Raw genomic sequence first — 21,980 nt, forward strand, 5'->3', positions numbered from 1 at the left:
CGAACCAGACGCTTCGGTGAAACGTCTGAACTAACGCGATATCGTGCCCGCCTGAGGTTGGGGGCGGGCCCCCTGCGGGGTCAGCCCGGCGATCGCCGGCAAATGCCCTCGCGGCGGGGTCCGGCGCACAATATCGCGGGACATCACTGCGGGTCACTGGAGGGTCAGATGCCGGATGCCGCTCCGCTGGAGCCGGGCGATCCTAGGGCACTGGGACAGTACGAGGTCGTCGGAAGACTGGGTGCCGGGGGTCAGGGCGCCGTCTTCCTCGGCAAGGCGCCGGGAGGTGAGTACGTCGCGGTCAAGCTGCTGCACGCGCAGATGGCGAACGATCCGGCGGCGCGTGCCCGGTTCACCCGTGAGGTGAGTGCGGCGCAGAAGGTCGAGCCCTTCTGCACGGCCCGCGTCTACGAGGCCGACGTCCACGGCGACCAGCCGTACGTCGTCAGCGAGTTCATCGACGGGCCGTCTCTGCACGACGTGGTCGCCCACGACGGGCCGCGGAGCGCCGCCGAGCTGGAGCGCCTCGCGATCGGCACGGTGACCGCGCTCGCGGCCATCCACGAGGCCGGCATCGTGCACCGCGACTTCAAGCCGAACAACGTCATGCTGGCCGCGGACGGCCCGCGCGTCGTCGACTTCGGCATCGCGCGGACGGTCAACTCGCAGGAGAGCGCGGTGACCGCCACCGGGATGGTGGTCGGCACCCCCGGCTACCTGGCGCCCGAGCAGCTCACCGGCGCGCCGCTCACCCCGGCCGTGGACATCTTCGCCTGGGCCGCCACGATGGTGTTCTCCGCCACCGGGCAGTCGCCGTTCGAGGCCGACACGCTGCCGGTCATCATCAACCGGATCCTCAACGAGGAACCGGACCTGTCGGCGCTGCCCGCGGGCCCGCTGCGCGACCTGATCGGGCAGTGCCTGTCCAAGGACGCGGGCCTGCGCCCGCCGGCGGCTCAACTGCTGCTGAACCTGCTCGGGCACGTCGGCGCCGCGCCGGCGGGCCAGGGAGGCGGCCAGGACCTGCTCAACCAGGGCACCCGGATCGCCTCACAGCTTCCGCCGCCGCCTCCGGTGCCGCCGGCGCCGCAGGCGCGGCCGCAGCCGCAGATCACGCCGCCGCCGATGCCGATGCACCAGGGCCCGCCCGGCCCGTCGACACCGCCGCCGCAGCCCATCACGCCGCCGCCGATGCCGATGTACCAGGGCGGGGCGATGCCGCCGCCTCCGCCGCAGACCCAGCCGCGGATGCCGATGCAGCAGCCCGTCCCGCCGGGTCCGGGGTACCGGCCGCCGAAGCAGTCCAGCTCCGCGGGGCCGATCATCGCGATCGGCTGCGGTGTGCTGGCGCTGATCTCGTTCATCGCGGTCATCGCGTTCGTCGTCATCGCCGCCGACGGCGACGAGGACCCGGACCCGTACGTGGCGCCCAGCACGTACACGCCGAGCGAGCGGCCGACGTCGACGTCCACCGCCGACGGCGGGCTCCTCGGCGTGTTCGCGGGCGACGGGAACCAGCCGGGCGCCGGGGCGGGGCACACGAAGTTCGAGGTCCGGTTCGCGCTCCTGCGCACCAGCGGCACCGCGCGGTACGAGTACCCGTCCGGGGCACAGGACAACTGCTACACCAGGCTGTCGCTGCTGTCCGACGACGGGGAGGGCGGCAAGGTCGAGTACCGGGAGACCCCGATGGCGGGGATGGATCCGAGCAAGTGCGCGCCCGGTTACGTCACGTTCGTCCCGTCCGGATCCAGTGACTCCATGCGCTGGGAGTGGCGGCAGACCCGGTCCTCACCGTCGCCCGACGCCTACGGGACCGTGAGCAAGTGACGGCGGCGGTCACTCCGCTTCGCGAGGGTGATCCGCCCCAGCTCGGCGCCTACCGCCTGACCGGCCTCCTCGGGGAGGGCGGTCAGGGCGCCGTCTACCTCGGGGAGGACGAGCCGGGCCACCGGGTCGCCGTGAAGCTGCTGCACGCGCGGTTCAGCGGCGACCCGAGGGCCAGGTCCCGGTTCGCGGCGGAGGTCGCGGTGGCCAAGCGGGTGTCGGCGTTCTGCACGGCCCGCGTCCTGGACTCCGACGTCGAAGGCGACCGCCCGTACATCGTCAGCGAGTACATCGAGGGTCCGCCGCTGTCGACGGTGCTGTCGGCCGACGGCGCGCGGCGCGGCACCGACCTGGACCGGCTGGCGATCGGGACGATGACGGCGCTGGCCGCCATCCACCAGGCGGGCGTCGTGCACCGCGACTTCAAGCCCGGCAACGTGCTTCTCGCGCCGGACGGCCCGCGGGTGATCGACTTCGGGATCGCACGGGCGCTGGACGCGACGGGCACGATGTCGAGCACGGCCGTCGGCACTCCCGCCTACATGGCGCCCGAGCAGATCTCCGGGGCGCAGGTCGGACCGGCGGCCGACGTGTTCGCCTGGGGCGCCACGATGGTCTACGCGGCCAACGGGCGCCCGGCGTTCGGGCAGGACTCCATCCCCGCGGTCATGCACCGCATCCTCAACCTGCCCCCCGAACTCGGAGACCTGCACGAGCCGCTGCGCGAGATCGTGGCGAACTGCCTCAGCAAGGACCCGGCGCTCCGTCCCGCGTCCCAGCACGTCCTGGCGCGCCTGCTGGACCTCGCGGGGAGCCTGCCCCAGCCGGGCGTCCGCCAGGACGCGGAGAACGGCGAGAACGCCGTGATGCTCACGCAAGGCGCGGCCACGGCGGCCACCGGGTCGGCGCGACTGCGCGTCCAGCCGGCGCCACCGCAAACCCACCCGCGAACGCCGCAGCCCCACACGCCACCGCCCCACACCCCTCAGCAGCACACGCCACAGGCGCAGGCTCCTCAGGCCCCTCCCGGCATGCCGATGCCCGGTCCCCCGCCGCCTGGGACACCGTGGTCACCACCGGCACCGGCACCGCAGGGCGGCGTGCACGGCGGCCCGACCTGGCCGTCCGGGCCGTCCTTCCCGGCTCCGGGCGCCGCCCCCGCCAAGCCGCCGGGGAACGGCGGCAGGCCCGGCATCGGCGTCCTGGCGAGCGTGGGCGGCGCCGCGCTGGTCGCCCTGGTACTGGTCGGCACCGTGATCGCGGTCCAGCTCGGCCGTGAGGACGAGCCCGAGCCGCCGGGCACGACGGGCCGCACCGGCGGCACGTTCCGGATGGCGGCCACGTCGCCCGGCACCGCGGGCGGGGAGATCGACCCGTCGCACGTCTACGGCGGTACCGGGCGGTTGCTGGTCAAGCAGCTGTTCACCGGCCTGACCGAACTCAACGCGGACGGCACCGTGCGCAACCGCCTCGCCACCGGCATCACACCGGACGCGACGTGCCGGCAATGGAAGATCGCCATCAGGGACGGGACGACCTTCAGCGACGGCACACCCGTCGACGCGCAGGCGTTCGCCCGCGGATGGACGCGCAGCGCCGCGACGAAGTCCGGCAGCGCCGCCTACCTGATGAACGACATCGAGGGCTTCCTCGACGTCGCGGGCGGCAAGGCCGACGCACTGTCCGGGGTCAAGGCGGTGTCCGGCACCCTCCTCAACGTCACGCTCACCTCCCCCAACTGCGACTTCGGCGCCCGGCTGTCCGAGCCGGCCTTCATGCCCGTCCCCGAGTCGGCCGGGAACGCCGAGAACGAGGCCTACAACACGCGTCCCATCGGGAACGGGCCCTTCATTCTCGAGGACTACAGGGAGGACGCGAGCGCCTCGCTCGTGCGCAACGACACCTGGGCGTTCGGCAAGACCAGGTTCGACGGCGTCGAGCTCGTCCTGGGCGACGACGCGGCCAAGGGACGCGCGGCCTACGCCGCCGGCGAGGTCGACTGGTATCCCGTCGAGCCCGGCGACCTGTCCTCGGCCCCCAGGAACGACATGGTCACCCGTCCCGGCCCGTTCACGCGGATGCTCGTCCCGATCACCGCCCGGGGGCCGATGCAGTCCAAGCAGGCCCGGGAGGCCGTCTCCTACGCCATCAACCGCGTGAAGCTCAGCGACATGCTCGGCGGCGTCCTCAAGCCCGCCCACGGCATCGTCCCGGCGGCGGTCCCCGGCTTCGGCGGGCCCGGGGCCTGCCCGTCCTGCGACAGGCCGGACCCGGCGAAAGCCAAGACGCTCGCGGAGCAGGCGAAGCTCGGGCCGGGCACGGAGATCAACCTGTACTACCGGGTGTCGCCGATCTACCGGACCCTCGCCGAGGCGGTGCGGAACGAGCTGCAGGCGACGCTCGGCTGGAAGGTCGAGATGAAGCCGACCCCGCTCACCGAGTTCACCCAGTACCGTGACACCCTCGCCTCGGACGACGCCTCCGGGCTGGCGGTCTTCGCCTACGGCCCCGACTATCCGGGCGCCTACTCGATGCTCTGGCCGCTCCTCGGCGGCGATCTCGTCGCCACCAGCGAGAACTCGAACTACAACCTCTCGGGCTGGAAGAACGGGCAGTTCGACGGCCTGATCTCCAACGCCCTCCGGAACCCGGCCTCCGACGGCCGGGCCACCCTGTTCAAGCAGGCCGAGAAGCTGGCGCTGGACGACCTGGCCCTCATCCCCCTCGTCAACGACGGCCACGCGGCCATCGTGAAGAGCGACAAGTACGCCGGCCTGAAGATGGACTACGACGGCGACCCGACCGTGGCCACCGCCGCGTTCAAGTAGGAATCGGCCGGGGCGGGCCGGTCAGCCCGGCGGGAGGCGGACGGTGACGATCAGGCCGCCGCCGGGGCGGGGCGCCGCGTAGACCGCGCCGCGGTGCGCCAGCACCACCGACCGGACGATCGACAGCCCGAGTCCGGCGCCCTTGGACGACTCGACCCGGTCGGCGTTCAGCCGCCGGAACGGCTCGAACAGCCGCTCCACCTCGTAGGCGGGGACGGCCGGGCCGGTGTTCTCGACCTGCACGGTGGGGTACCCCTCGAGGATGCCGGTGCGGATCCACAGCTCGCCGCCGTCCTCCTCGTTGTGCTTGACCGCGTTCTCGACGAGGTTCGACACCAGATGCTCCAGCAGCACCGGGTCGCCCAGCGCCTTCCCGGACGTCAGCTCGGGGTGGACGGACACGTCGTTGTCGCGGTCGCGGCGCGCCGAATGCTCCAGCACCGTCGCCGCCACCTCCGCCAGGTCGACCGGGGTGCGGGTGGTCAGCTCGCGTTCGCTGCGGGCCAGCAGAAGCAGGCCCTCGATAAGCCGCTCGTGCCGGGCGTTGGTGGCCAGCAGCGTCCGCCCGACGGTGCGCAGGTCGTCGGAGACCTCCGGGTCGCCGAGCGCCACCTCCAGCAGCGTCCGGTTGATCGCGAGGGGGGTGCGCAGTTCGTGCGAGGCGTTCGCGACGAACCGCCGCTGCGAGTCGAACGCGTGCCCGAGCCGCTCCAGCATCGCGTCGAAGGTGTCGGCCAGCTCCTTGATCTCGTCGTCGGGGCCTTCGAGCGCGATCCGCTCGTGCAGCGTGCTCTCCGACAGCCGGCGGGCCGTGGTGGTGACCCGCTGCAGCGGGCTGAGCGCCCGGTCGGCGACGAACCAGCCGAGCACCAGGGTGATGACCCCCACCCCGCCGAGCGCGAGCAGGGACCGGCCCACCAGCTGCTTCATCGTCTGCTCGACGAACTGGCGCTTCAGTTCGGCGGCCTCGCTCTCGGAGATGCCGAATCCGATCACCTGGACGTTGCCGAGGATGTTGGCCATCAGCACCGACATCACGAACAGCAGCAGCGCACCGGCCATGAAGAACAGGAGCCCGTACAGCAGGGTGAGGCGCAGGCGGACGCTCATGCGGCCGGGCAGCGCCTTCAGGTCGGCGAACGAGCCGGCGCCGTCGGCGCGCCACATGCCCATGCCCCTGGCGGCAGGGGGCGGCTGCGGCACCTGCTGCGGCCCCGGACGCCGCCACGGGCCGCCGCGCCGGCCGCCGGGGACCGCCGTCGGCTGCGTCGCCTCCGCCCCCTCCTCGTGCGGCGGCGGGTGCGCGGCGGACGGCCGGGTGTCGCCGGGCCCGGACTCTCCGGAGTCCACGTTCGCGTCCGCGTTCGAGCGGGCGGACGGCTCGTCCGGGCCGTCCGGGCCGTTCCGGGGTGCGGGCCCGGCGTTCACAGCCGGTACCCCACGCCGGGCACGGTCTCGATCACCGGGGGGTCGCCGAGCTTCTTGCGCAGCGTCATCATCGTCACCCGGACGACGTTGGTGAACGGGTCGATGTGCTCGTCCCACGCCTTCTCCAGGAGCTGCTCGGAGCTGACGACGGCGCCGTCCGCGCTGAGCAGCACCTCCAGGACCGCGAACTCCTTGCGGGTCAGCTCGACGGGGCGGCCGTCCCGGGCGACCTCGCGGCGGGCCGGATCGAGCGTGATCCCGGCGCGTTCCAGCACCGGTGGCAAGGGCGCGGCGGCGCGGCGGCCGAGGGCGCGCACCCGGGCGATCAGCTCGGCGAACGCGAACGGCTTGGCCAGGTAGTCGTCCGCGCCGATGGACAGGCCCTCGACCCGGTCGTCCAGCTCGCCCGCCGCGGTCAGCATGATGATCCGCGCCGGGTAGCGCTGCGCGACCAGCTGCTTGCAGACCTCGTCGCCGTGGACCTTGGGCAGGTCGCGGTCCAGGACGATGATGTCGTAGTCGTTGACGCCGGCCCGCTCCAGCGCGCCCGCGCCGTCGTAGGCCACGTCCACGGCCAGCGTCTCCCTGCGCAGGCCGGTGGCGATCGCGTCGGCGAGCACCCGCTCGTCCTCGACGACTAGAACACGCACAGGGTCCCCCTCCTGGTCGGGGCGCACGCCCGCGCCCGCGCTCCAGATATGCCACGGGGGTCGTAAGACGCCCGTAAGCACCTGTTCTCCCGGTGTCCGCCGACCCACGCCCCAGCGGACGCAACAATCCGCGAAAATTGCATCCGCGGACAGGTTTACCTTCAGCCTAGGCCTGGGTACAGAAGGGCACGATCCGGGAGGAGGCCCATGGGCGAGTTGTCACGTATGATCCAGCAGCGGCTCGACGACGCGTACGCGTCGCTGCGGAGCGCCCACGCAGATGGAGACACCTACCTGGCGGACATTCGCCAGGAGGAGATCAACGACCTGCGCCGGATCGCAGCGAACAACGACATCGGCGTCGAGCCACCCCGCTGCGACTGAAGACGCACGACCGTTGCGGGGAGCCCGGGCCACTCCCGTCCCGGGCTCCCCGTTCCCGTTCCCGTTCCGTTGTTCGTTCGACGGCCCGCGGTCAGTCGGTCAGCGGGTCCAGCGGCGCCAGGAGGTCGTGCAGGGCCTCGAACGTGCCCGGTCCCGCCGCCACGGCCAGCTCCGGGCCCGCGGGCGCCCCGTGCAGGCCCTCGACGCGTCCGCCCGCCTCCCGGACGATCAGCCCGCCCGCCGCGATGTCCCACGCCTGGACGCCGCGTTCGTAGTAGGCGTCGACGCGTCCCGCGGCCAGCGCGCACAGGTCCACACAGCACGAGCCTCCGCGCCGGATGTCGCGGATGGCGGGCAGCACACCGGTGAGGACCCGCGCCTGCTGGGCCCGCCGCCCCGCCGCGTACCCGAATCCCGTGGCCACGAGCGCCCGGTTGATCGGCACCTGGGAGTTCACGCGGAGTTCACGGGTGCCGGACGCGGTGTGCAGGAGGGCGCCCTCGCCGCGCACCGCCGTGCAGGACTCGCCGCGGCGCGGCATCTCCACGACGCCGGCGACCGCCGTGCCGTCCACCTCGGCGGCGATGCTGACCGCCCAGTCGGGCAGGTCGTAGAGGTAGTTCACTGTGCCGTCGATCGGGTCGATCACCCAGCGGACCCCGCTGTCGCCGGCGTGCGTGCCGCCCTCCTCGCCGAGGAACCCGTCGCCGGGGCGGGCCGCCCGGATCCGCTCGATGATCAGCTGCTCGGCGGCGCGGTCCATCTGGGTGACGACGTCGGTCGGGGACGACTTGGTCTGGACGACGTCGGGGCCGTCCGCCGGGCGCTTGTCGACCAGCATCCGGCCGGCCTCCCGCGCGGTCGCGACGGCCAGTTCCAGCAGTTCCGCGGCCAGGCTCATCCGTGCTCCCCGTCCCGCAGAAGCCTGCGGGGCAGCGTGGCGAACCGCGGGTCGGTCCCGGGCGTGGCGGCCCGCGCGAACGCGATCCCGAGTTCGGCGGCGAGGTCGGCGGCCTCCACGTCGAGGTCGAACTTGACCTCCATGTGGTCGGAGACGAACCCGATCGGGACGACCGCGACGGCGCGGACCCCTTCGCCGTGCAGCGTGCTCAGATGGTCGGTGATCTGAGGCTCCAGCCATGGCTGGGCGGGAGGGCCGCTCCGGCTCTGGTAGACGAGATCCCACGGCGTCTCAGGGGCCGCCTTCTGCGCGACCGCCCGCGTGGCCTGCTCCAGCTCCGCGACGTACAGCTCGCGGTTGGGCTGGGACAGCGGCACGCTGTGCGCGGTGAAGACCAGGCGCGCGCCTTCTGGGAGACGGCTCAGCGCGTCCTTCGCCGCGTCCGCGAACGGATCGATGAACTCGGGCCTGTCGCAGTAGACGGCCAGCTTGTCGATCTCGGGGGCGTCCTCGACCTCTTCACGCGCGCGCGCGATGTCGTCGAGGTACTGGTCGTTGGTGGAGTAGCCGCTGTAGGCGGACGTGACGAACGCGGCCGCACGCCGGATCCCGTCGGCCTTCATCTGCCGGACCGTGTCGGCGAGGTAGGGGGTCCAGTTCCGGTTGCCCCAGTAGACCGGCAGGTCCACTCCATGGGCGGCGAAGTCGGCCTCGATCGCCGCCTTGAGCTCCCGGCACAGCCGATTGATCGGGCTGACCCCGCCGAACAGGTGGTAGTGCTCCCCCACCTCTTCCAGGCGCTCCCGCGGGATGCCGCGGCCACGGGTGACGTTCTCCAGGAACGGGATCACGTCCTCGGGCCCTTCCGGCCCGCCGAAGGACAGCAGAAGCAACGCGTCGTACGACGTCATGCCTCCATCCAATCAGCTGTAGCGCGCCGCGTAGGCCTTGGCCAGGTTGAGCACTTTCTGGACGTACCAGTCTGCGTGGTTGTAGTGCCAGACCGCCCGGTACAGCTGCTTTCCGCCCTTGCCCGCACCGTTGGCGCACAGGTACTTGGCCGCGCCCGGGATGGCGTCGTAGGGGTTCATGATGTCGGCCTTGCCGTCCCGGTCGCCGTCCACGCCGTACGCCTTCCACGTCGCGGGCATGAACTGCATCGGCCCGAGCGCTCCCGCGCTGGACGGGCCGACGTTGCGTCCATGGCTGCTCTCGACCTGCCCGATCGCGGCGAGGACCGTCCAGGAGAGTCCCGGGCAGGTGGCGGCGGCCTGCTTGTACAGGTCCATGTAGCTGGTCGGGCGGCCGCCGTCCGCCGAGCTCTGGTACTCGGCCTCGTGCAGGTTGAGCACGTCCGTGCCGGGGCCCAGCACCTTGGCCACGGCCTTGACGACCTTGGCCGGGTCCACGCCCGGCGCGTTGACCAGGACCGCCACGTTCGGGACGAGGCCCATGTCGGTCCCGGACTTCTTGCTGACGAGCATGTCGATGCCGGGCAGGCCGAGCGGTCCGGAGCCGCCCATCGTCAGGGTGGGCATCGTCCGGCCCACGACCGGGTACTGCGTCCCCCTGGCGAGCTGGAGCTGCTCGGCGGCGGCCGGGGACACCACGAACCGGTCGCCGGCCAGCGCCGCCCACAGCTCGGTCTTCGTGGCCGTCCCGGGCGGCGTCCAGGAGCGGAACGTCGACGGGTCCACGGCGAACGCGTTCACCTGGCGGCCCTGGAGCTGGACGGCGCCGCCCGCGACCGCCGTCACGTCCCTGACCTTGCCCAGCTTCGCGATCTTCTTGATCTTGGCGGCGGGGATCGAGGTGCCGCCGACCGCGAGCACGTCCGGCGGTACGACGCGCTGCAGCGGCGCGACCTGACCGCCCTGGGCCACGTTGATCGGATCGCCCGGTGGCACGCTCGGCGGGACGGCCTGCGTCGAGTCCGACGCGGCGGGCTCCGCGTCCTGCGTGGTCAGCGCCGTGTACACGCCGCCGGAGGCGGTGGCGACCGCCAGGACGGCGATGCCGGTGATGACCAGCGGCAGCGCTCTGCCGCGGCTGTGCGTACGCACGTACTTCTGCTGGGGGGTCCGCTGCTTCTTCTCCGGCTTCGGCCTGCGCGGGCGGCCCGCGGGCGCCGCGCCGCCGTTCACCGCACCGCCGCCGCCGTTCGCCGCCCCGCCGTCCGTGCCGGCATCGCCGGGGGGCCGTTCCCCGGAGCCGGATGCCTTCGAGGGCGCCTTCTTGGCGGCCGCGTTCGCTATGGAGCCGGTGCGCGGTGCTGATGGAGGAGCCACAACATTCCCAACGAGTGTCGCTACGGACGGTTACCCAATTTCACTTCTTTCCCCCATGTAACGCGATCATGGGGCTGACCATGGCCGGCCGGAACCACCTCGTCCCGGCCCATGCCCGCGGTTACCGGATCGTACGTTATCGCCCGATCCGTGATCGTGACCTGGGCCTCCCTCAGCCGGGTACCCCGTCGAGGGGGCATCGTTCCGGCGGGTCGCGGCCGCCCCTAAACATGAACTTTCCTCATAATCGAATGCCGAGTAGAGTCGCCGCATGTCCCCCGTAAGCAACCAGAAGTGGCAGAACTGGGCGGGAAACCAGCAGGCCACACCACATCGCGTCGCGACGCCGCGCACCCCCGGCGAGGTGGCCGCGGCCGTACGGTCGGCCGCCGGCGACGGCCTCACGGTCCGCATGACCGGCACAGGCCATTCCTTCACGGGCGCGGCGGTCGCCGAAGGCGTCATGCTCCGCCCCACGGCGCTCACCGCGGTCCGCTCGGTCGACACCGCGACGGGGCTCGTCACCGTTGAGGCGGGGCTCCCGCTACACGAACTCAACCGCGTCCTGGACGACCACGGCCTCGCGCTGGCCAACATGGGCGACATCCAGCAGCAGACCGTCGCCGGCGCCCTCCAGACGGCCACCCACGGCACCGGCCGCGACGCCGCCGGACTCGTCTCCCAGGTCGCCGCGTTGGAACTCGTCCTCGCCGACGGCACCATCGTCACCTGCTCGCGCGAAGAACGTCCCGACCTGTTCGACGCGGCCCGGGCGGGTCTGGGCGCGCTCGGCATCGTCACCGCCATCACCTGGCGGACCGTCCCGTCGTTCCTCCTGCGGGCACAGGAAGAGCCGATGAAATGGGACGAGGTCCTCGCGCGCGTGGACGAGTTCGACTCCGCCAACGAGCACTTCGAGTTCTACTGGTTCCCGCACACCGAAGGCTGCCTGACCAAGCGCAACAACCGCGCCGAAGGCCCGGCCGAGCCGCTGTCCAAGTTCAAGCACTGGCTGGACGACCAGTTCCTGTCCAACACGGTCTTCGGGGCCATCAACAGGATCACGCACCGGGCGCCCGCGGTGACACCGTTCGTGAACGCCATCTCCGCCAGGGCACTCGGCGCCCGCACCTACAGCGACACCTCGTACAGGGTCTTCACCAGCCCGCGCACGGTCCGCTTCAAGGAGCAGGAGTACGCGATCCCGCGGGAGGAGCTCGTCCCCGCGTTGCGTGAACTCCGTTCCCTGTTCGCCAGGAGGGACTGGCGGATCAGCTTCCCCATCGAGGTACGCCTCCTCCCCCAGGAGGACGCCTGGCTGTCGATGGCCCACGGACGGCGGAGCGCCTTCATCGCCGTCCACGTCTACCACCGCGACCCGCACGAAGAGTACTTCCGGGGCGTCGAGGAACTCCTGACCACGCTCGGCGGCCGTCCCCACTGGGGCAAGCTCCACACCCGCGACGCCGCGTACCTGGAGAAGGTCTACCCGAGGTTCGGAGACTTCCGTGCCCTGCGGGACGAACTCGACCCGGACCGCCGCTTCGCCAATCCGTACACGAAGCAGGTCTTCGGCGACTGACTCACTCGGCGGGCGCGGTCCGCCCCTGCGGGTCGGTGGCTCCCTGCTCCTGCCCGCCGTCCTGCGGCGCCTCGGTCGGTGCGGGCGTCTCCGGAGCCGTCGGCACCGAAGTGGTGGGCCCGTCCGTGGGCTCCTGCGTGGGCTGCCCGGTCGGTTGCCCCGTCGGCGCCTCCTGCGGCGTGCTCGGTTCCGTGGTCGGCGCGTCGCCCGTCGGGGTCTCGCCGGGAGTGGCGCCGGGTTCCGTGGGACGGCCGGACGGGTTCTGCGACGGAGCCTCCTCGGGCTGCCCGCCACCGCCGCCCAGCACGTTCGTGACGGTCAGGCCCCCGTTGCCGCTTCCGATGGGCGTCCCGGTGGCCGCCTCGTAGATCGTGATCCCCCCGATCACGATCGCGAAGACCGCCGCCGACGAGAGCGCCAGCTTCGCCCAGTGCGCCCTGGCCCACTCGACCGTGCTCTTCCACGCCGACCGCCGGACGACCTGCCGCACCGCGTCCTCGCCCGCATCCTCGGCGAGCGAGCCGGCGACCGTCTCCACGGGATCCATGCGCGTCGCGTTGGGGTCTCCCCCGAACGGCCCGTCGAACCGCGTCGCGTTCGGGTCTCCGCCGCCCGGAGGCTCGAACATGGTGGCGTTCGGATCACCGGACCACACCACCGTCCGGGTCGGGTCGGCGCTCGTCGCCTCCTCCGCGGCGCCCGCCGCCATCTCCCGCCGGCGCGCCGCCGCCTGCATGTGCGTCAGTTCTTTGAACTGGCTGCGGCCCTGGTCGAGATAGTGCTGGCCGACCGCCGACCCCGCCGTCGAGATCACGCTCATCAGCGCCGCACCGATGATCGTCCCGTACACCCCGAGGGTCGACGCCCCGAACGCCGCGGCCGCCGTCGCCACCGCGCTGGCGACGAGCTGCGTCGTGCTGACATTCGGCAGCTTGCGCGGCATGACCCGCCTCACCCCTGTTCGTCGCCCATAGATCCCGAAAATCAAACTAATCAGGACAATCCGGTGTTCCTTCCCTGAACGTGACGCTCACAACGCCCGGACGGTGGAGCCGCGAGGGACCGCCAGGCACGGTGTGGAAAAAGATGCACAAGGATCGGGCAGGGCGACCCCCGGCCGGGCGAGTCACCGGCAAGCTTGGTCAGGTGCCCTCTTCGACCTCGTGAAGGGGGCTTCGAGAGCGGCGATGTTCGGACATGCCGGGTACGGTGCTGGCAGCAGGTGTGTCCGAAAGAGAGACTCGGGAACCCGGGGGAAGGGCACGCATGCGCCCTCGGTGGGCATCGGACGGCCGACCGGTGAGAGCACGGTCGCGCGGTCCGGCGTCCTCCGTGCCATCAGGACAGGGCAGGAAGGACACGCATGCAGGAGCTGCGCCTCGTCGCGGTCAGCGAGGACGGTACGTACCTCGTCCTGGCCACCGCGGGCCGAGGCACCCGGTTCACCCTGCCCGTCGACGACCGGCTCCGCGCGGCGGTCCGTGGACACTTCTCCCGCCTCGGCCAGTTCGAGATCGAAGTGGAGAGTCCCTTGCGCCCCAAGGAGATCCAGGCCCGCATCCGTTCGGGCGAGACCGCCGAAGAGATCGCCGAGTCGGCGGGAATCCCCGTCGAACGCGTCCGCTGGTTCGAGGGTCCGGTCCTGCAGGAACGCGAGTACATGGCCCAGCAGGCGCAGCGCGTCACCGTCCGGCGTCCGGGCGAGTCCACTCCCGGCCCGCCGCTCGGCGAGACCGTCGAGGAACGCCTCGGCCGCGGCGGCGTCGACCTCGACGAGGTCGAGTGGGACTCCTGGAAATGCGAGGACAACACCTGGCGGGTCCGCCTGTCCTTCTTCGACAGCGGCCGCCCCCACGCCGCCGAGTGGACCTTCGATCCGCGCCGCCGGAACGTCTCCCCGCTGGACGAGATCGCCGCCCGCCTCACCGCCGTCGAATGGGACGACGATGACGACGCGCTGTCCGACACCGTCACCCCGCTCGTCCCGCGCCGTCCCGCCATGAAGGTCGTCTCCAGCGACCGCGACCCGGCCGCCCGCGGCCTGCCCGCCGAGCCCGAGCAGCCCGGCGGCCCCGCGCCGTTCCGCGCCGCCGAGCCCCGCGAGTACTTCGCCGAGCACGGCCGCCGGGCCGAACCCCGTCCCGCCTTCCGTGAAGCGGGCGAGACCACTCCCCTGCGCGAGGCCGCCCGTCCCGAAGAGCCCCGCGAGGCCGCCCTCGGCCGCGAGGCCCAGGGCGGCCGCACCGCGGCCCCGTCCCGCGACCCGCGCGAGGAACGCCGGCCCGCCGAGGCCGTCGCCGCCCACGAACCCGCGGGCGGACGCGAGCCGACCCGCACGCGCGAGGCACCCCGGCCGGTTGAGACCGCCCAGGTGTCGGAGGCGGTCGAGCCGCGCACCACCGGCCGCGGCGAAGCGCGCATGCAGGAAACCGCTCACGCGCATGAGGCCGACGACTCCGCTGACATGCCGCGAGACGGCGCGGCGGCCCCGTCACACGAAACCGGCGAATCACGCGAAGCCACCGGCACACCCGAAACGAGCCGGCACGACGCGACACTCCAATCAGAGGAGCCGCGCGAAACCGACGGCGAAGCCTTTCAGGCGGGGGACACAGCCGAGACGGACCGTCCCGGGGACGTGTCGTCCCAAGAGCGCGAGACGCCTAGGCCCGGCGACACGTCCAGGGAGCACGAGCCCGCCCGGCCGCGCGAAGCAGCCCAGCAGCGCGAGACGAGCCGGCCACGCGAGGCCGCCCAGGAGCGGGAGGTCGACCGGCGCCGCGCAGCCGCCGAGACCGGCGAGTCCGTTGAGGCCGGCGTTGAGTCGCGGGAGTCGGATGCCGGGCGAGACGCGGTTCGCACCCGCGAGGCCGTCCAGGTGCGGGAGGAAGAGCCGACCGCCCCCCGAACGGCCCGGCACGCCGAGACCGTGGAACAGGAGAGCCGGGAGGAGCCGCCGGCCGGTACGGGCGGGGACGTCGAGCCGCAGGAGCCCGAAGTGGCCGCGCGGCAACGCGAACCCGAGGCTCCCGAGGCCGAGCCCGCCGAAAACGGGAAGTCCGCGCCGGAGAAGAAGACGCCGGCGCAGCGGCAGACCTCGCGGACGCCGCCGAAGAAGAAGCCGGCGAGCCGTCCGACGATGCCCGCCGCCGCCGCGCAGGACAAGCCGGCCACCGGGGCACCGGCGGCCGCCGCGAGCGGTGAACCGGCGGCGCAGCGGCCCGCGCGGCGCCGCAAGGCCAAGGGCAAGCGCGCCTCCGTGCCGTCCTGGGACGAGATCATGTTCGGTGCCCGCCGCCCCGAATAGGGCGTCAGGCGTCCGGCGGGGGCTCCAGGAACGGGGTCAGCCAGGCGGGCGTTATGCCGGCGGCCAGGGCCACGGCGTCGTCTTCCGCCATGTCCATCGCCGAGTAGCCGCCGTCGCCCGCGCCGACCGCGACGATGAGGGTGGCCAGGCCCAGCCTGCGCTGGAACAGCGTCCGGCGGACGCGCCAGCCGACGATGGCGGTGTGCTCGACGACCACCTGGCGGCGGCGCAGCGACCCTGAGCGGACGCTCAGGCGTTCGCCGTCGGTGATGTGGCCGAGCTGGCGGTAGCGGTCCAGGCCGAGCGGAACGGCCAGGACGGCGAGGGCGGCGAACAGGTAGGCGACCCGGGGCTGCCCGGCGAGGACGCCCAGGGCGGCGAAGCCCGCCGGGGGCGCCACCGCGCGGGTGACGCGCCGGCTCCGGGCGGCCGGAGGGTGGGCGGTCAGCGGTCCGGGGACGTTGCCGACGACGCGGGCGGCGAGCGACTCGGCGACCGTCCGGGGGGCCGCCGGCAGCAGGCGGCCGCGGTGGGCGGCGTCCCCGAGGCCGGTGATGAGCGCGCCGAGGCGGGTCACCCCCGTGACGCGTTCGAAGGGGTTGTCGGCGAGTTCGACGCCGCGCAGCCGCCGGCGTTCGAGGGAGACGCTGCGGCGGCTGATCAGGCCGCGTTCGATGACGAGGGAGCCGTCCCGCTGGTGGACGGTGAAGTCCCAGTTGAACATCGTGAACACGATCACCGACATGACGGGCATGGTGATCAGGAGAAGGACGGCCAGCGCGACGACGAGGGCGGTGGGCAGGCCCACCACGTCGTGGCCGAGGTTCTCCACGCGCTCGCGCGTGATGAAGCCGAGGTCGTCGCCGAGGTTGTAGAGGGTGCCGAGAAGGCTGCCGGCCAGCGCGAAGGGCGTGAGGAGGTAGGCGCCGCTGAGCGGAGCGTACACGTACCAGCGGCGCCGCATGCGGGCGAGGACGCGTCGCGGTGGCGCCGGGGCGTCCCGTGCGAGGAGGACGCGGCGGAGCCGTTCGGCTTCGTGGCGGGAGACCGCGTTCAGCGCGCCCTCGCCTCCGTCCGCGCCGGCGTCGATGTGGACGACCGCCAGGCCGAGGAGTCTGTGCGGGAGGGACGCGTTGATGTCCACACCCCGGATCCGGTCGCGCGGGATGCTCTTGACCGACCGCCCTATGAGCGCGCGGCGGAGCTCGATGCGGTCGTCGTACAGCCGGTACGTGAACGTCAGCCAGCCGGCGACGTGGAAGAGCAGCCCGAGCGCCAGCCCGACGAGCGTGAAGTAGAACGCCGTGGACAGTCCGCCGACCAGGAGTCCCGTCGCGCCGGCGGCGATCAGCGCGATGAGCTCCCGGACGGCGCCGACGACGAACGTGAGCGGATGAAGCCGTTCGCCCCGGACGCTCTCCTCCCCCGGGCGCGTCCCGTCGGCGGGCGCGCGCTCCCCACCGCCGTCCAGGCCGCCACCGTCCGGGCCGCCGCCGTCCGGGCCGCCGCCGTCCGGGCCGCCGCCGTCCGGGCCATTGCCGGACGAGGGTCCTGGGGACGTCCACGTGGCGTGTTCGGGACCGCGGTCACCGTCTCGGATGTTCACGTCGCGTCGTCGCGCAGATCGTGGGCACGGTGGGCGAGGTCCTCGGCCAGCCGGGTCGCGACGTCCACGGGGAGGCCGGAGACCTCGGAGGATCCCGCATGGGACGCCGTGTTGATCTCGATGGTGGCCAGGCCGAGCATCCGTTCGATCCAGCCCTGCTCGGTGTCGACGGTCTGGATGCGGCCGACCGGCACCAGCAGCCATTCGCGGCTGAACCAGCCCGTCCGGGTGTAGACGACGTCGGCGCTGACCTCCCAGCGATGGACGCGGTAACGCCAGACCGGCGCGACGGTCACCATCAGCAGCCCGATGGCGCCGACGGCGTAGGGCAGCCAGCCGGTCCGGCCCGACAGCCATCCGGGCATGCCGTCCCAGCCGGAGTCGCCGGCCCAGGCGGCGACGCCCAGGGCGAGCCCGAACGCCAGGCCCCACAGCAGCAGGTACTCGATCGCCCAGTGCGCGATCGCCCGGGCCGACACCCGGTGTTCGGGCGGCCGCAGCCGCGGCGGGTGCGGCCCCCCGCCGTCCCTCTGGTGACTGCGCCGCACCGACGTCACACGGTGAGTTTAGAACGCCGGAGGCCCCCTCCCGGTGTTCCGTCCGGGGTGAACCGCCGGAACCGGGGGCACGATCTCGCGGGCGTCAGCGTTTTGTCAGTGGCACATGCGACGGTGAGGGCGCGTCTTCGTTGCTCACGGGTCTCGCCGGGGTGGCGGAAAAACTGGATGCAAACCACTCCGGACACCGCATATTTTGGCAGATCCGCCTCCAACAGGCGGAGACGTCCGGCGAACGAGAGTCCTAGGAGATCACATGACGTACGCCATCCAGGCCGATGGTCTGGAGAAGCGGTTCGGTGAAACCCAGGCGCTGGCCGGCGTCTCCGTCACCGCCGAACCGGGAACGGTCCTGGGGGTGCTGGGCCCGAACGGCGCCGGCAAGACCACCATGACCCGGATCCTCGCCACGCTGATCGAGCCGACCGGCGGCAGCGCCCGGGTCGGCGGGTTCGACGTGGTCAGGGACGCGCACAAGGTGCGGCAGATGATCGGCCTGACCGGCCAGTACGCCGGGGTCGACGAGATGCTCACCGGCACCGAGAACCTCATCCTGATCGGCCGGCTCCTCGGCCTGTCGCGGCGGGCGTCCAGAGCGCGCGCCGCCGAACTGCTGGAGCGCTTCCAGCTCGCCGACGCCGCCGAGCGCGCGGCCAAGACGTACTCCGGCGGGATGCGCCGCCGCCTCGACCTCGCGGCGAGCCTGGTCGGACGGCCGCAGATCCTGTTCCTGGACGAGCCGACCACCGGCCTCGACCCGCGCAGCCGCAACGGCCTGTGGGACATCGTGCGCGGCCTGACCGACGACGGCGTCACCGTGCTGCTCACCACGCAGTACCTGGAGGAGGCCGACCAGCTCGCCGACGACATCGTCGTCATCGACCGCGGCCAGATCATCGCGCACGGCACGTCCGACGTCCTCAAGGCGCAGGTCGGCGGGCAGGTGCTGGAGGTCCGCCCGGTGGACCCGGCGGACGCCGGCACCGTGGCGAAGCTCGTCGGCGAACTGGCCGAGGCCGCCCCGGAGACCCGCGACGGCCTGGTCAGCGCACCGATGACCGACCCGCAGCTGATGCCCGGCGTGGTCCGCCGCCTCGACGAGGCCGGCATCGCGATCGGCGAGCTGTCGCTGCGCAAGTCGAGCCTGGACGAGGTGTTCTTCGCCCTCACCGGCCACCACACCGACGACATCGACGCCGAGGCCGGCGAACTGGCCGAGTCCACCAGGAAGCAGGCGGCAGACAAGGAAGGGGCGTCCGCATGACCACCGCGACGTTCGCGCCGCAGGACCTGTCCAAGCGGATCGCACCGGGCACCGCCCTGCGCAACACGGCCACGCTGGCGTGGCGCAACCTCGTCCAGATCAAGCACAACCCGATGGAGCTGCTGGACCTGTCCATCCAGCCCATCATGTTCGTGCTGCTGTTCGCGTACGTGTTCGGCCCCGCGATGTCCGGCAGCGTCGAGAACTATCTGCCGGTCGTCATCCCCGGCATCATCGCGCAGAACGCGCTGTTCGCCGGGATGAGCACCGGTTTCGGCCTCAACACCGACATCACCAAGGGCGTCTTCGACCGGTTCCGGAGCCTGCCGATCGCGCGCAGCGCCCCGCTCGCCGGGCGGATCATCGCCGACACCGCCAAGCAGGGGTGGTCGATGATGATCCTGCTCCTCGTCGGGTTCGCCATCGGCTTCCGGATCGAGACGAACGTCCTCGCGCTGTTCACCGCGTTCGCCCTCCTGCTCGCCTTCGCCGTCCTTTTCTCCTGGACGTCGGTCTACATCGCGATGAAGGTGAACGAGCCGGAGAAGGTGCAGATCTTCGGCTTCGTGGTGATCTTCCCGCTGAGCTTCCTGAGCACCGCGTTCATCCCCACGACCCAGGGCATCCCCGGGCCGGTGGCCGCGGTGATGGACAACAGCCCGGTGACTCACCTGGTGGAGGCGATGCGCGGCCTGCTGGTCGGCGGCCCCGTCCTCGACCACGCCTTGGTCGCGCTGGCGTGGGGCTTCGGCATCTCGCTGGTCTTCGCCCCGCTCTCCCTGCGGGCCTTCAAGAAGCGCGCGTAGATCCCTTCCCCGCGCCCGAGTGCGGAACGCCCCGGCGGTCGCGAGACCTCCGGGGCGTTCCGCTGAGCGGGCAGGGTCGCCGGCTCAGGCGGCGTTCTCGGTCTCCTTCTCCTGCTCCTTGGCCTTCGCGCGGGCGTCGTCGAGGGCGGCCAGTTCGAAGTCGGCGCGCGGCTGCTCGACGGTGGCGAGGGAGACGGTCTCGCGCTTGAGGAACAGCGCGAGCGTCCAGTCCGCCACGACGCGCAGCTTGCGGTTGAAGGTCGGGACCTTCGCGCCGTGGTAGCTGCGGTGCATGAACCAGGCCGGCCAGCCCTTCACCTTGAACCCGTAGGTCTGGGCGACGCCCTTGTGCAGGCCGAGCCCGGCTACCGCGCCGATGTTGCCGTGGGCGTAGGCCTTGAGGGTCTTGCCGCGCAGCGAGCGGACGATGTTGTCGCCGAGCAGCTTGGCCTGGCGGACGGCGTGCTGCGCGTTCGGCGGGCAGTACATGCCCTCCTGGGTCAGGTCCGGGATGGCGGCGTTGTCGCCGGCGGTGAACGCCCGCACCAGGCCTTCGATGGTGAGGTACTCGGTGCCCTTGACGCGGCCCTTCTCGTCCACCGGCAGGTCGCCGTTCCGGACGACGGGGGCGGCCTTGACGCCCGCGTTCCACACCAGTGTCCCGGCCTGGAAGCTGCTCCCGTCCGACAGCTCGATCTGCCCGTCGACGGCGGACCGCAGCAGCGTGTTCATCTTGACGTCGATGCCGCGGCCGCGGAGCTGCTCGGCGGTCCACTTGCCCATGTCGGGCCCGACCTCGGGCAGGATGCGGCCGGCGGCCTCGACCAGCATGAACCGCAGGTCCTGCGGGGTGACCTTGCGCATGTACTTGGTGGCGTGGCGGGTCATGTCCTCGAGTTCGGCGACCGCCTCGACGCCGGCGAACCCGCCGCCGACGAACACGAACGTGAGGGCCTTGCGGCGCAGTTCGACGTCGTCGGTGGATTCGGCGATCTCCAGCTGCTCCAGGACGTGGTTGCGCAGGTGGATGGCCTCGCCGACGGTCTTGAGGCTGATGCCGTTGTCGGCGAGCCCGGGAATCGGCAGCAGCCGGGGCACGGCGCCGGCGGCCATCACGAGGTAGTCGTAGGAGATCCGTTCCGGCGGCCCGGCCAGCGGCTGGACGATGGCCCAGCCCTCGTCGTGGTTCAGCTCGGTCACCCGGGCCTTGCGCACGGTGCACCTGGGCAGGACGCGGCGGAGCGGGACGACGACGTGCCGCGGGGAGATGTTCCCGGCGGCGGCCTCGGGAAGGAACGGCTGGTATGTCATGTACGAGTTGGGGTCGACGACGGTGACCTTGACCTCGCCCCGCCTGAGCTCGCGTCTGAGCTTCTTCTGCAGGCGCAGGGCGGTGTACATGCCCACATAGCCGCCACCCACGATGAGGATGTGGGGAGCGCCAGGGGTCCCCTCGGCGGTCCTGGCCATTGCGGCCCTCCAATGTCACGGTCGGCTTGTGAAGACATTCACAAACTAACCGATGGAACGTGCCTCGCACCAACCAATAACCGCGAAAGAACATCGAAACTTCCCGTCCTGGTAAAGCAGAGTGTGATCAGGGCTGTGAAACACGCCACTCCTTTCCAATTTTGGGGATGGAACGGGGCAAAGCACGCATGACCAAGGTCACAGCACGCGGCCGGGGAGGGCCGCCACCGGCGGGACGAAAGGCCCGTTCCACTACCGGCGAAGCCCTATCGTTGGGGTCGACGAGGAAGGGGGCGCCGGCGGGCGGGATGCGCGCGGCCGGATGACGGCGGTCCGGCGGTGCGCGGCGTACGATCTCGCCCGGGAGCGAATCGATGATGAGCAGAGACCGGCGTCCGATCCTGGCCGCGGTGGGCGCGCTCGCGCTCGCCGGGTCCCTGAGCGGCTGCGGGGTGATCGGCCAGCCCGAGACCAAGAGCGCCGAACTGTCGGAGTGGTTCACGGTGACCAGCCCGGTCTTCCGCGATGGGCAGGACTTGCCCCCGAGGTACGGCTGCACGACGTACCCTGGCGGACAGGGAAAGACCCCACCGCTCCGGTGGTCGGGCACGCCGAACGGGACCAGGTCGTTCGCGATCGTCATGGACGACCCGGACGCGTCCGGCGGCGCCTACGTCCACTGGGTGATCGCGGGCATCGACGGGACGGTCAACGAACTCGTCGAGGGAGCCCGCCTGGACAGGACCGTCGAAGGGTTGACCACAGGCAAGAAGGCGGGTTACGCACCGCCGTGCCCGCCCAAGGGAGAACGGCACCGGTACCGGTTCACCATCTACGCACTGGACCATCCGGCACCGTTCAAGGACGGCGCCGCTCTGAAGGACTCGCTGCCCGCCATCGCCGAGCACACGGTGGGACGGGGAAGGATCATCGGGAACTTCGGCGGCAAGTAGGCGCGTTGACCGTGAAGCCGCCGAGCGCACGGTCAGGGCGGACCCCACCGGGGGGCTGGAGCCGACAGGGGTGTACCGATGGGCGCGATTGGCCGATCGGCACACGCCGTGCGAGGGTAAATGTGCGCG

At 72.0% G+C, this 21,980-nt stretch carries 17 protein-coding genes; 8 read left to right on the plus strand and 9 right to left on the minus strand.

The genetic code is table 11. The annotated features are described in order from the left end of the window. Positions 1–168 precede the first annotated feature (168 nt). A complete protein-coding gene (locus tag ACGFIS_RS18145) occupies positions 169–1,830 on the plus strand; it encodes a serine/threonine-protein kinase (protein ID WP_392899056.1) in 1,662 nt (553 codons plus the stop codon). After that, positions 1,827–4,655 (plus strand): ABC transporter substrate-binding protein, encoded by a 2,829-nt coding sequence (locus tag ACGFIS_RS18150; RefSeq protein ID WP_392899059.1) that lies wholly within the window; start codon positions 1,827–1,829, stop codon positions 4,653–4,655. Before ACGFIS_RS18145 ends, ACGFIS_RS18150 begins: the two co-directional genes overlap by 4 nt. A gap of 21 nt (positions 4,656–4,676) precedes the next feature. Here the strand turns inward: ACGFIS_RS18150 and ACGFIS_RS18155 are convergent, their stop codons facing one another. Further along, complete coding sequence (locus tag ACGFIS_RS18155) at positions 4,677–6,083, minus strand: sensor histidine kinase (protein ID WP_392899062.1); 1,407 nt, start codon at positions 6,081–6,083, stop codon at positions 4,677–4,679. Continuing rightward, positions 6,080–6,733: a response regulator transcription factor gene (locus tag ACGFIS_RS18160; RefSeq protein WP_392899065.1), complete on the minus strand. Its 654-nt coding sequence runs from the start codon at positions 6,731–6,733 to the stop codon at positions 6,080–6,082. Before ACGFIS_RS18160 ends, ACGFIS_RS18155 begins: the two co-directional genes overlap by 4 nt. Before the next feature lie 207 nt (positions 6,734–6,940). Between ACGFIS_RS18160 and ACGFIS_RS18165 the strand changes: the two genes are divergently transcribed. Then, positions 6,941–7,117, plus strand: a complete 177-nt coding sequence (locus ACGFIS_RS18165; RefSeq protein ID WP_392899068.1) for a hypothetical protein — start codon at positions 6,941–6,943, stop codon at positions 7,115–7,117. 91 nt (positions 7,118–7,208) lie between these two features. Here ACGFIS_RS18165 and ACGFIS_RS18170 read toward each other — a convergent pair whose 3' ends face one another. From ACGFIS_RS18170 to ACGFIS_RS18180, 3 genes are read right to left on the minus strand one after another with little or no spacing between them, the layout of a single operon-like run. Beyond that, a complete protein-coding gene (locus ACGFIS_RS18170) occupies positions 7,209–8,018 on the minus strand; it encodes an inositol monophosphatase family protein (RefSeq protein WP_392899071.1) in 810 nt (269 codons plus the stop codon). Next, entirely contained in the window at positions 8,015–8,929 is a 915-nt protein-coding gene (locus tag ACGFIS_RS18175; protein ID WP_392899073.1) for a ferrochelatase, read from the minus strand. The genes ACGFIS_RS18170 and ACGFIS_RS18175 overlap by 4 nt, the downstream gene beginning before the upstream one ends. A gap of 12 nt (positions 8,930–8,941) precedes the next feature. Continuing rightward, the gene (locus ACGFIS_RS18180; RefSeq protein WP_392899076.1) at positions 8,942–10,306 is read right to left on the minus strand and encodes a lytic transglycosylase domain-containing protein; all 1,365 of its coding nucleotides are present in this window, start codon (positions 10,304–10,306) and stop codon (positions 8,942–8,944) included. Positions 10,307–10,577: 271 nt separating this feature from the next. Here ACGFIS_RS18180 and ACGFIS_RS18185 point away from each other — a divergent pair, with 271 nt between their 5' ends. Then, positions 10,578–11,888, plus strand: a complete 1,311-nt coding sequence (locus tag ACGFIS_RS18185) for a D-arabinono-1,4-lactone oxidase (RefSeq protein WP_392899078.1) — start codon at positions 10,578–10,580, stop codon at positions 11,886–11,888. 1 nt (position 11,889) lies between these two features. Here the strand turns inward: ACGFIS_RS18185 and ACGFIS_RS18190 are convergent, their stop codons facing one another. Next, positions 11,890–12,831, minus strand: coding sequence for a hypothetical protein (locus ACGFIS_RS18190; protein ID WP_392899080.1), 942 nt, complete (start codon positions 12,829–12,831; stop codon positions 11,890–11,892). A gap of 420 nt (positions 12,832–13,251) precedes the next feature. On the opposite strand from ACGFIS_RS18190, the gene sepH reads away from it, so the two are divergent. Then, the gene (gene sepH, locus ACGFIS_RS18195) at positions 13,252–15,195 is read left to right on the plus strand and encodes a septation protein SepH (protein WP_392971824.1); all 1,944 of its coding nucleotides are present in this window, start codon (positions 13,252–13,254) and stop codon (positions 15,193–15,195) included. Between the two features lie 4 nt (positions 15,196–15,199). Here sepH and ACGFIS_RS18200 read toward each other — a convergent pair whose 3' ends face one another. Then, positions 15,200–16,801, minus strand: coding sequence for a PH domain-containing protein (locus ACGFIS_RS18200; RefSeq protein WP_392971827.1), 1,602 nt, complete (start codon positions 16,799–16,801; stop codon positions 15,200–15,202). Beyond that, positions 16,798–17,358 (minus strand): PH domain-containing protein, encoded by a 561-nt coding sequence (locus tag ACGFIS_RS18205; RefSeq protein WP_392899087.1) that lies wholly within the window; start codon positions 17,356–17,358, stop codon positions 16,798–16,800. The genes ACGFIS_RS18200 and ACGFIS_RS18205 overlap by 4 nt, the downstream gene beginning before the upstream one ends. A gap of 256 nt (positions 17,359–17,614) precedes the next feature. Between ACGFIS_RS18205 and ACGFIS_RS18210 the strand changes: the two genes are divergently transcribed. After that, on the plus strand, positions 17,615–18,622 hold the full coding sequence (locus ACGFIS_RS18210) for an ATP-binding cassette domain-containing protein (protein ID WP_392899090.1): 1,008 nt from the start codon (positions 17,615–17,617) through the stop codon (positions 18,620–18,622). After that, complete coding sequence (locus tag ACGFIS_RS18215) at positions 18,619–19,428, plus strand: ABC transporter permease (protein ID WP_392899092.1); 810 nt, start codon at positions 18,619–18,621, stop codon at positions 19,426–19,428. Before ACGFIS_RS18210 ends, ACGFIS_RS18215 begins: the two co-directional genes overlap by 4 nt. 84 nt (positions 19,429–19,512) lie before the next feature. Here ACGFIS_RS18215 and ACGFIS_RS18220 read toward each other — a convergent pair whose 3' ends face one another. Further along, the gene (locus tag ACGFIS_RS18220; protein WP_392899095.1) at positions 19,513–20,898 is read right to left on the minus strand and encodes an NAD(P)/FAD-dependent oxidoreductase; all 1,386 of its coding nucleotides are present in this window, start codon (positions 20,896–20,898) and stop codon (positions 19,513–19,515) included. 374 nt (positions 20,899–21,272) lie between these two features. Between ACGFIS_RS18220 and ACGFIS_RS18225 the strand changes: the two genes are divergently transcribed. Continuing rightward, positions 21,273–21,851 carry a YbhB/YbcL family Raf kinase inhibitor-like protein gene (locus tag ACGFIS_RS18225; RefSeq protein WP_392899097.1) on the plus strand — a complete coding sequence of 193 codons (579 nt, stop codon included), beginning with the start codon at positions 21,273–21,275 and terminating at the stop codon, positions 21,849–21,851. Positions 21,852–21,980: the final 129 nt, after the last annotated feature.

Origin of the sequence: Spirillospora sp. NPDC048824 (assembly GCF_043198455.1) — a bacterium.
GTDB lineage: Bacteria > Actinomycetota > Actinomycetes > Streptosporangiales > Streptosporangiaceae > Spirillospora.

Bases quoted from the DNA above. Each gene is read 5' to 3' on its own strand.
- ACGFIS_RS18175 (WP_392899073.1), bottom strand. From the start codon at position 8,929: ATGACGTCGTACGACGCGTTGCTTCTGCTGTCCTTCGGCGGGCCGGAA.
- ACGFIS_RS18185 (WP_392899078.1), top strand. From the start codon at position 10,578: ATGTCCCCCGTAAGCAACCAGAAGTGGCAGAACTGGGCGGGAAACCAG.
- ACGFIS_RS18220 (WP_392899095.1), bottom strand. From the start codon at position 20,898: ATGGCCAGGACCGCCGAGGGGACCCCTGGCGCTCCCCACATCCTCATC.
- ACGFIS_RS18165 (WP_392899068.1), top strand. From the start codon at position 6,941: ATGGGCGAGTTGTCACGTATGATCCAGCAGCGGCTCGACGACGCGTAC.
- ACGFIS_RS18215 (WP_392899092.1), top strand. From the start codon at position 18,619: ATGACCACCGCGACGTTCGCGCCGCAGGACCTGTCCAAGCGGATCGCA.
- ACGFIS_RS18170 (WP_392899071.1), bottom strand. From the start codon at position 8,018: ATGAGCCTGGCCGCGGAACTGCTGGAACTGGCCGTCGCGACCGCGCGG.
- ACGFIS_RS18145 (WP_392899056.1), top strand. From the start codon at position 169: ATGCCGGATGCCGCTCCGCTGGAGCCGGGCGATCCTAGGGCACTGGGA.
- sepH (WP_392971824.1), top strand. From the start codon at position 13,252: ATGCAGGAGCTGCGCCTCGTCGCGGTCAGCGAGGACGGTACGTACCTC.
- ACGFIS_RS18190 (WP_392899080.1), bottom strand. From the start codon at position 12,831: ATGCCGCGCAAGCTGCCGAATGTCAGCACGACGCAGCTCGTCGCCAGC.
- ACGFIS_RS18210 (WP_392899090.1), top strand. From the start codon at position 17,615: ATGACGTACGCCATCCAGGCCGATGGTCTGGAGAAGCGGTTCGGTGAA.
- ACGFIS_RS18225 (WP_392899097.1), top strand. From the start codon at position 21,273: ATGATGAGCAGAGACCGGCGTCCGATCCTGGCCGCGGTGGGCGCGCTC.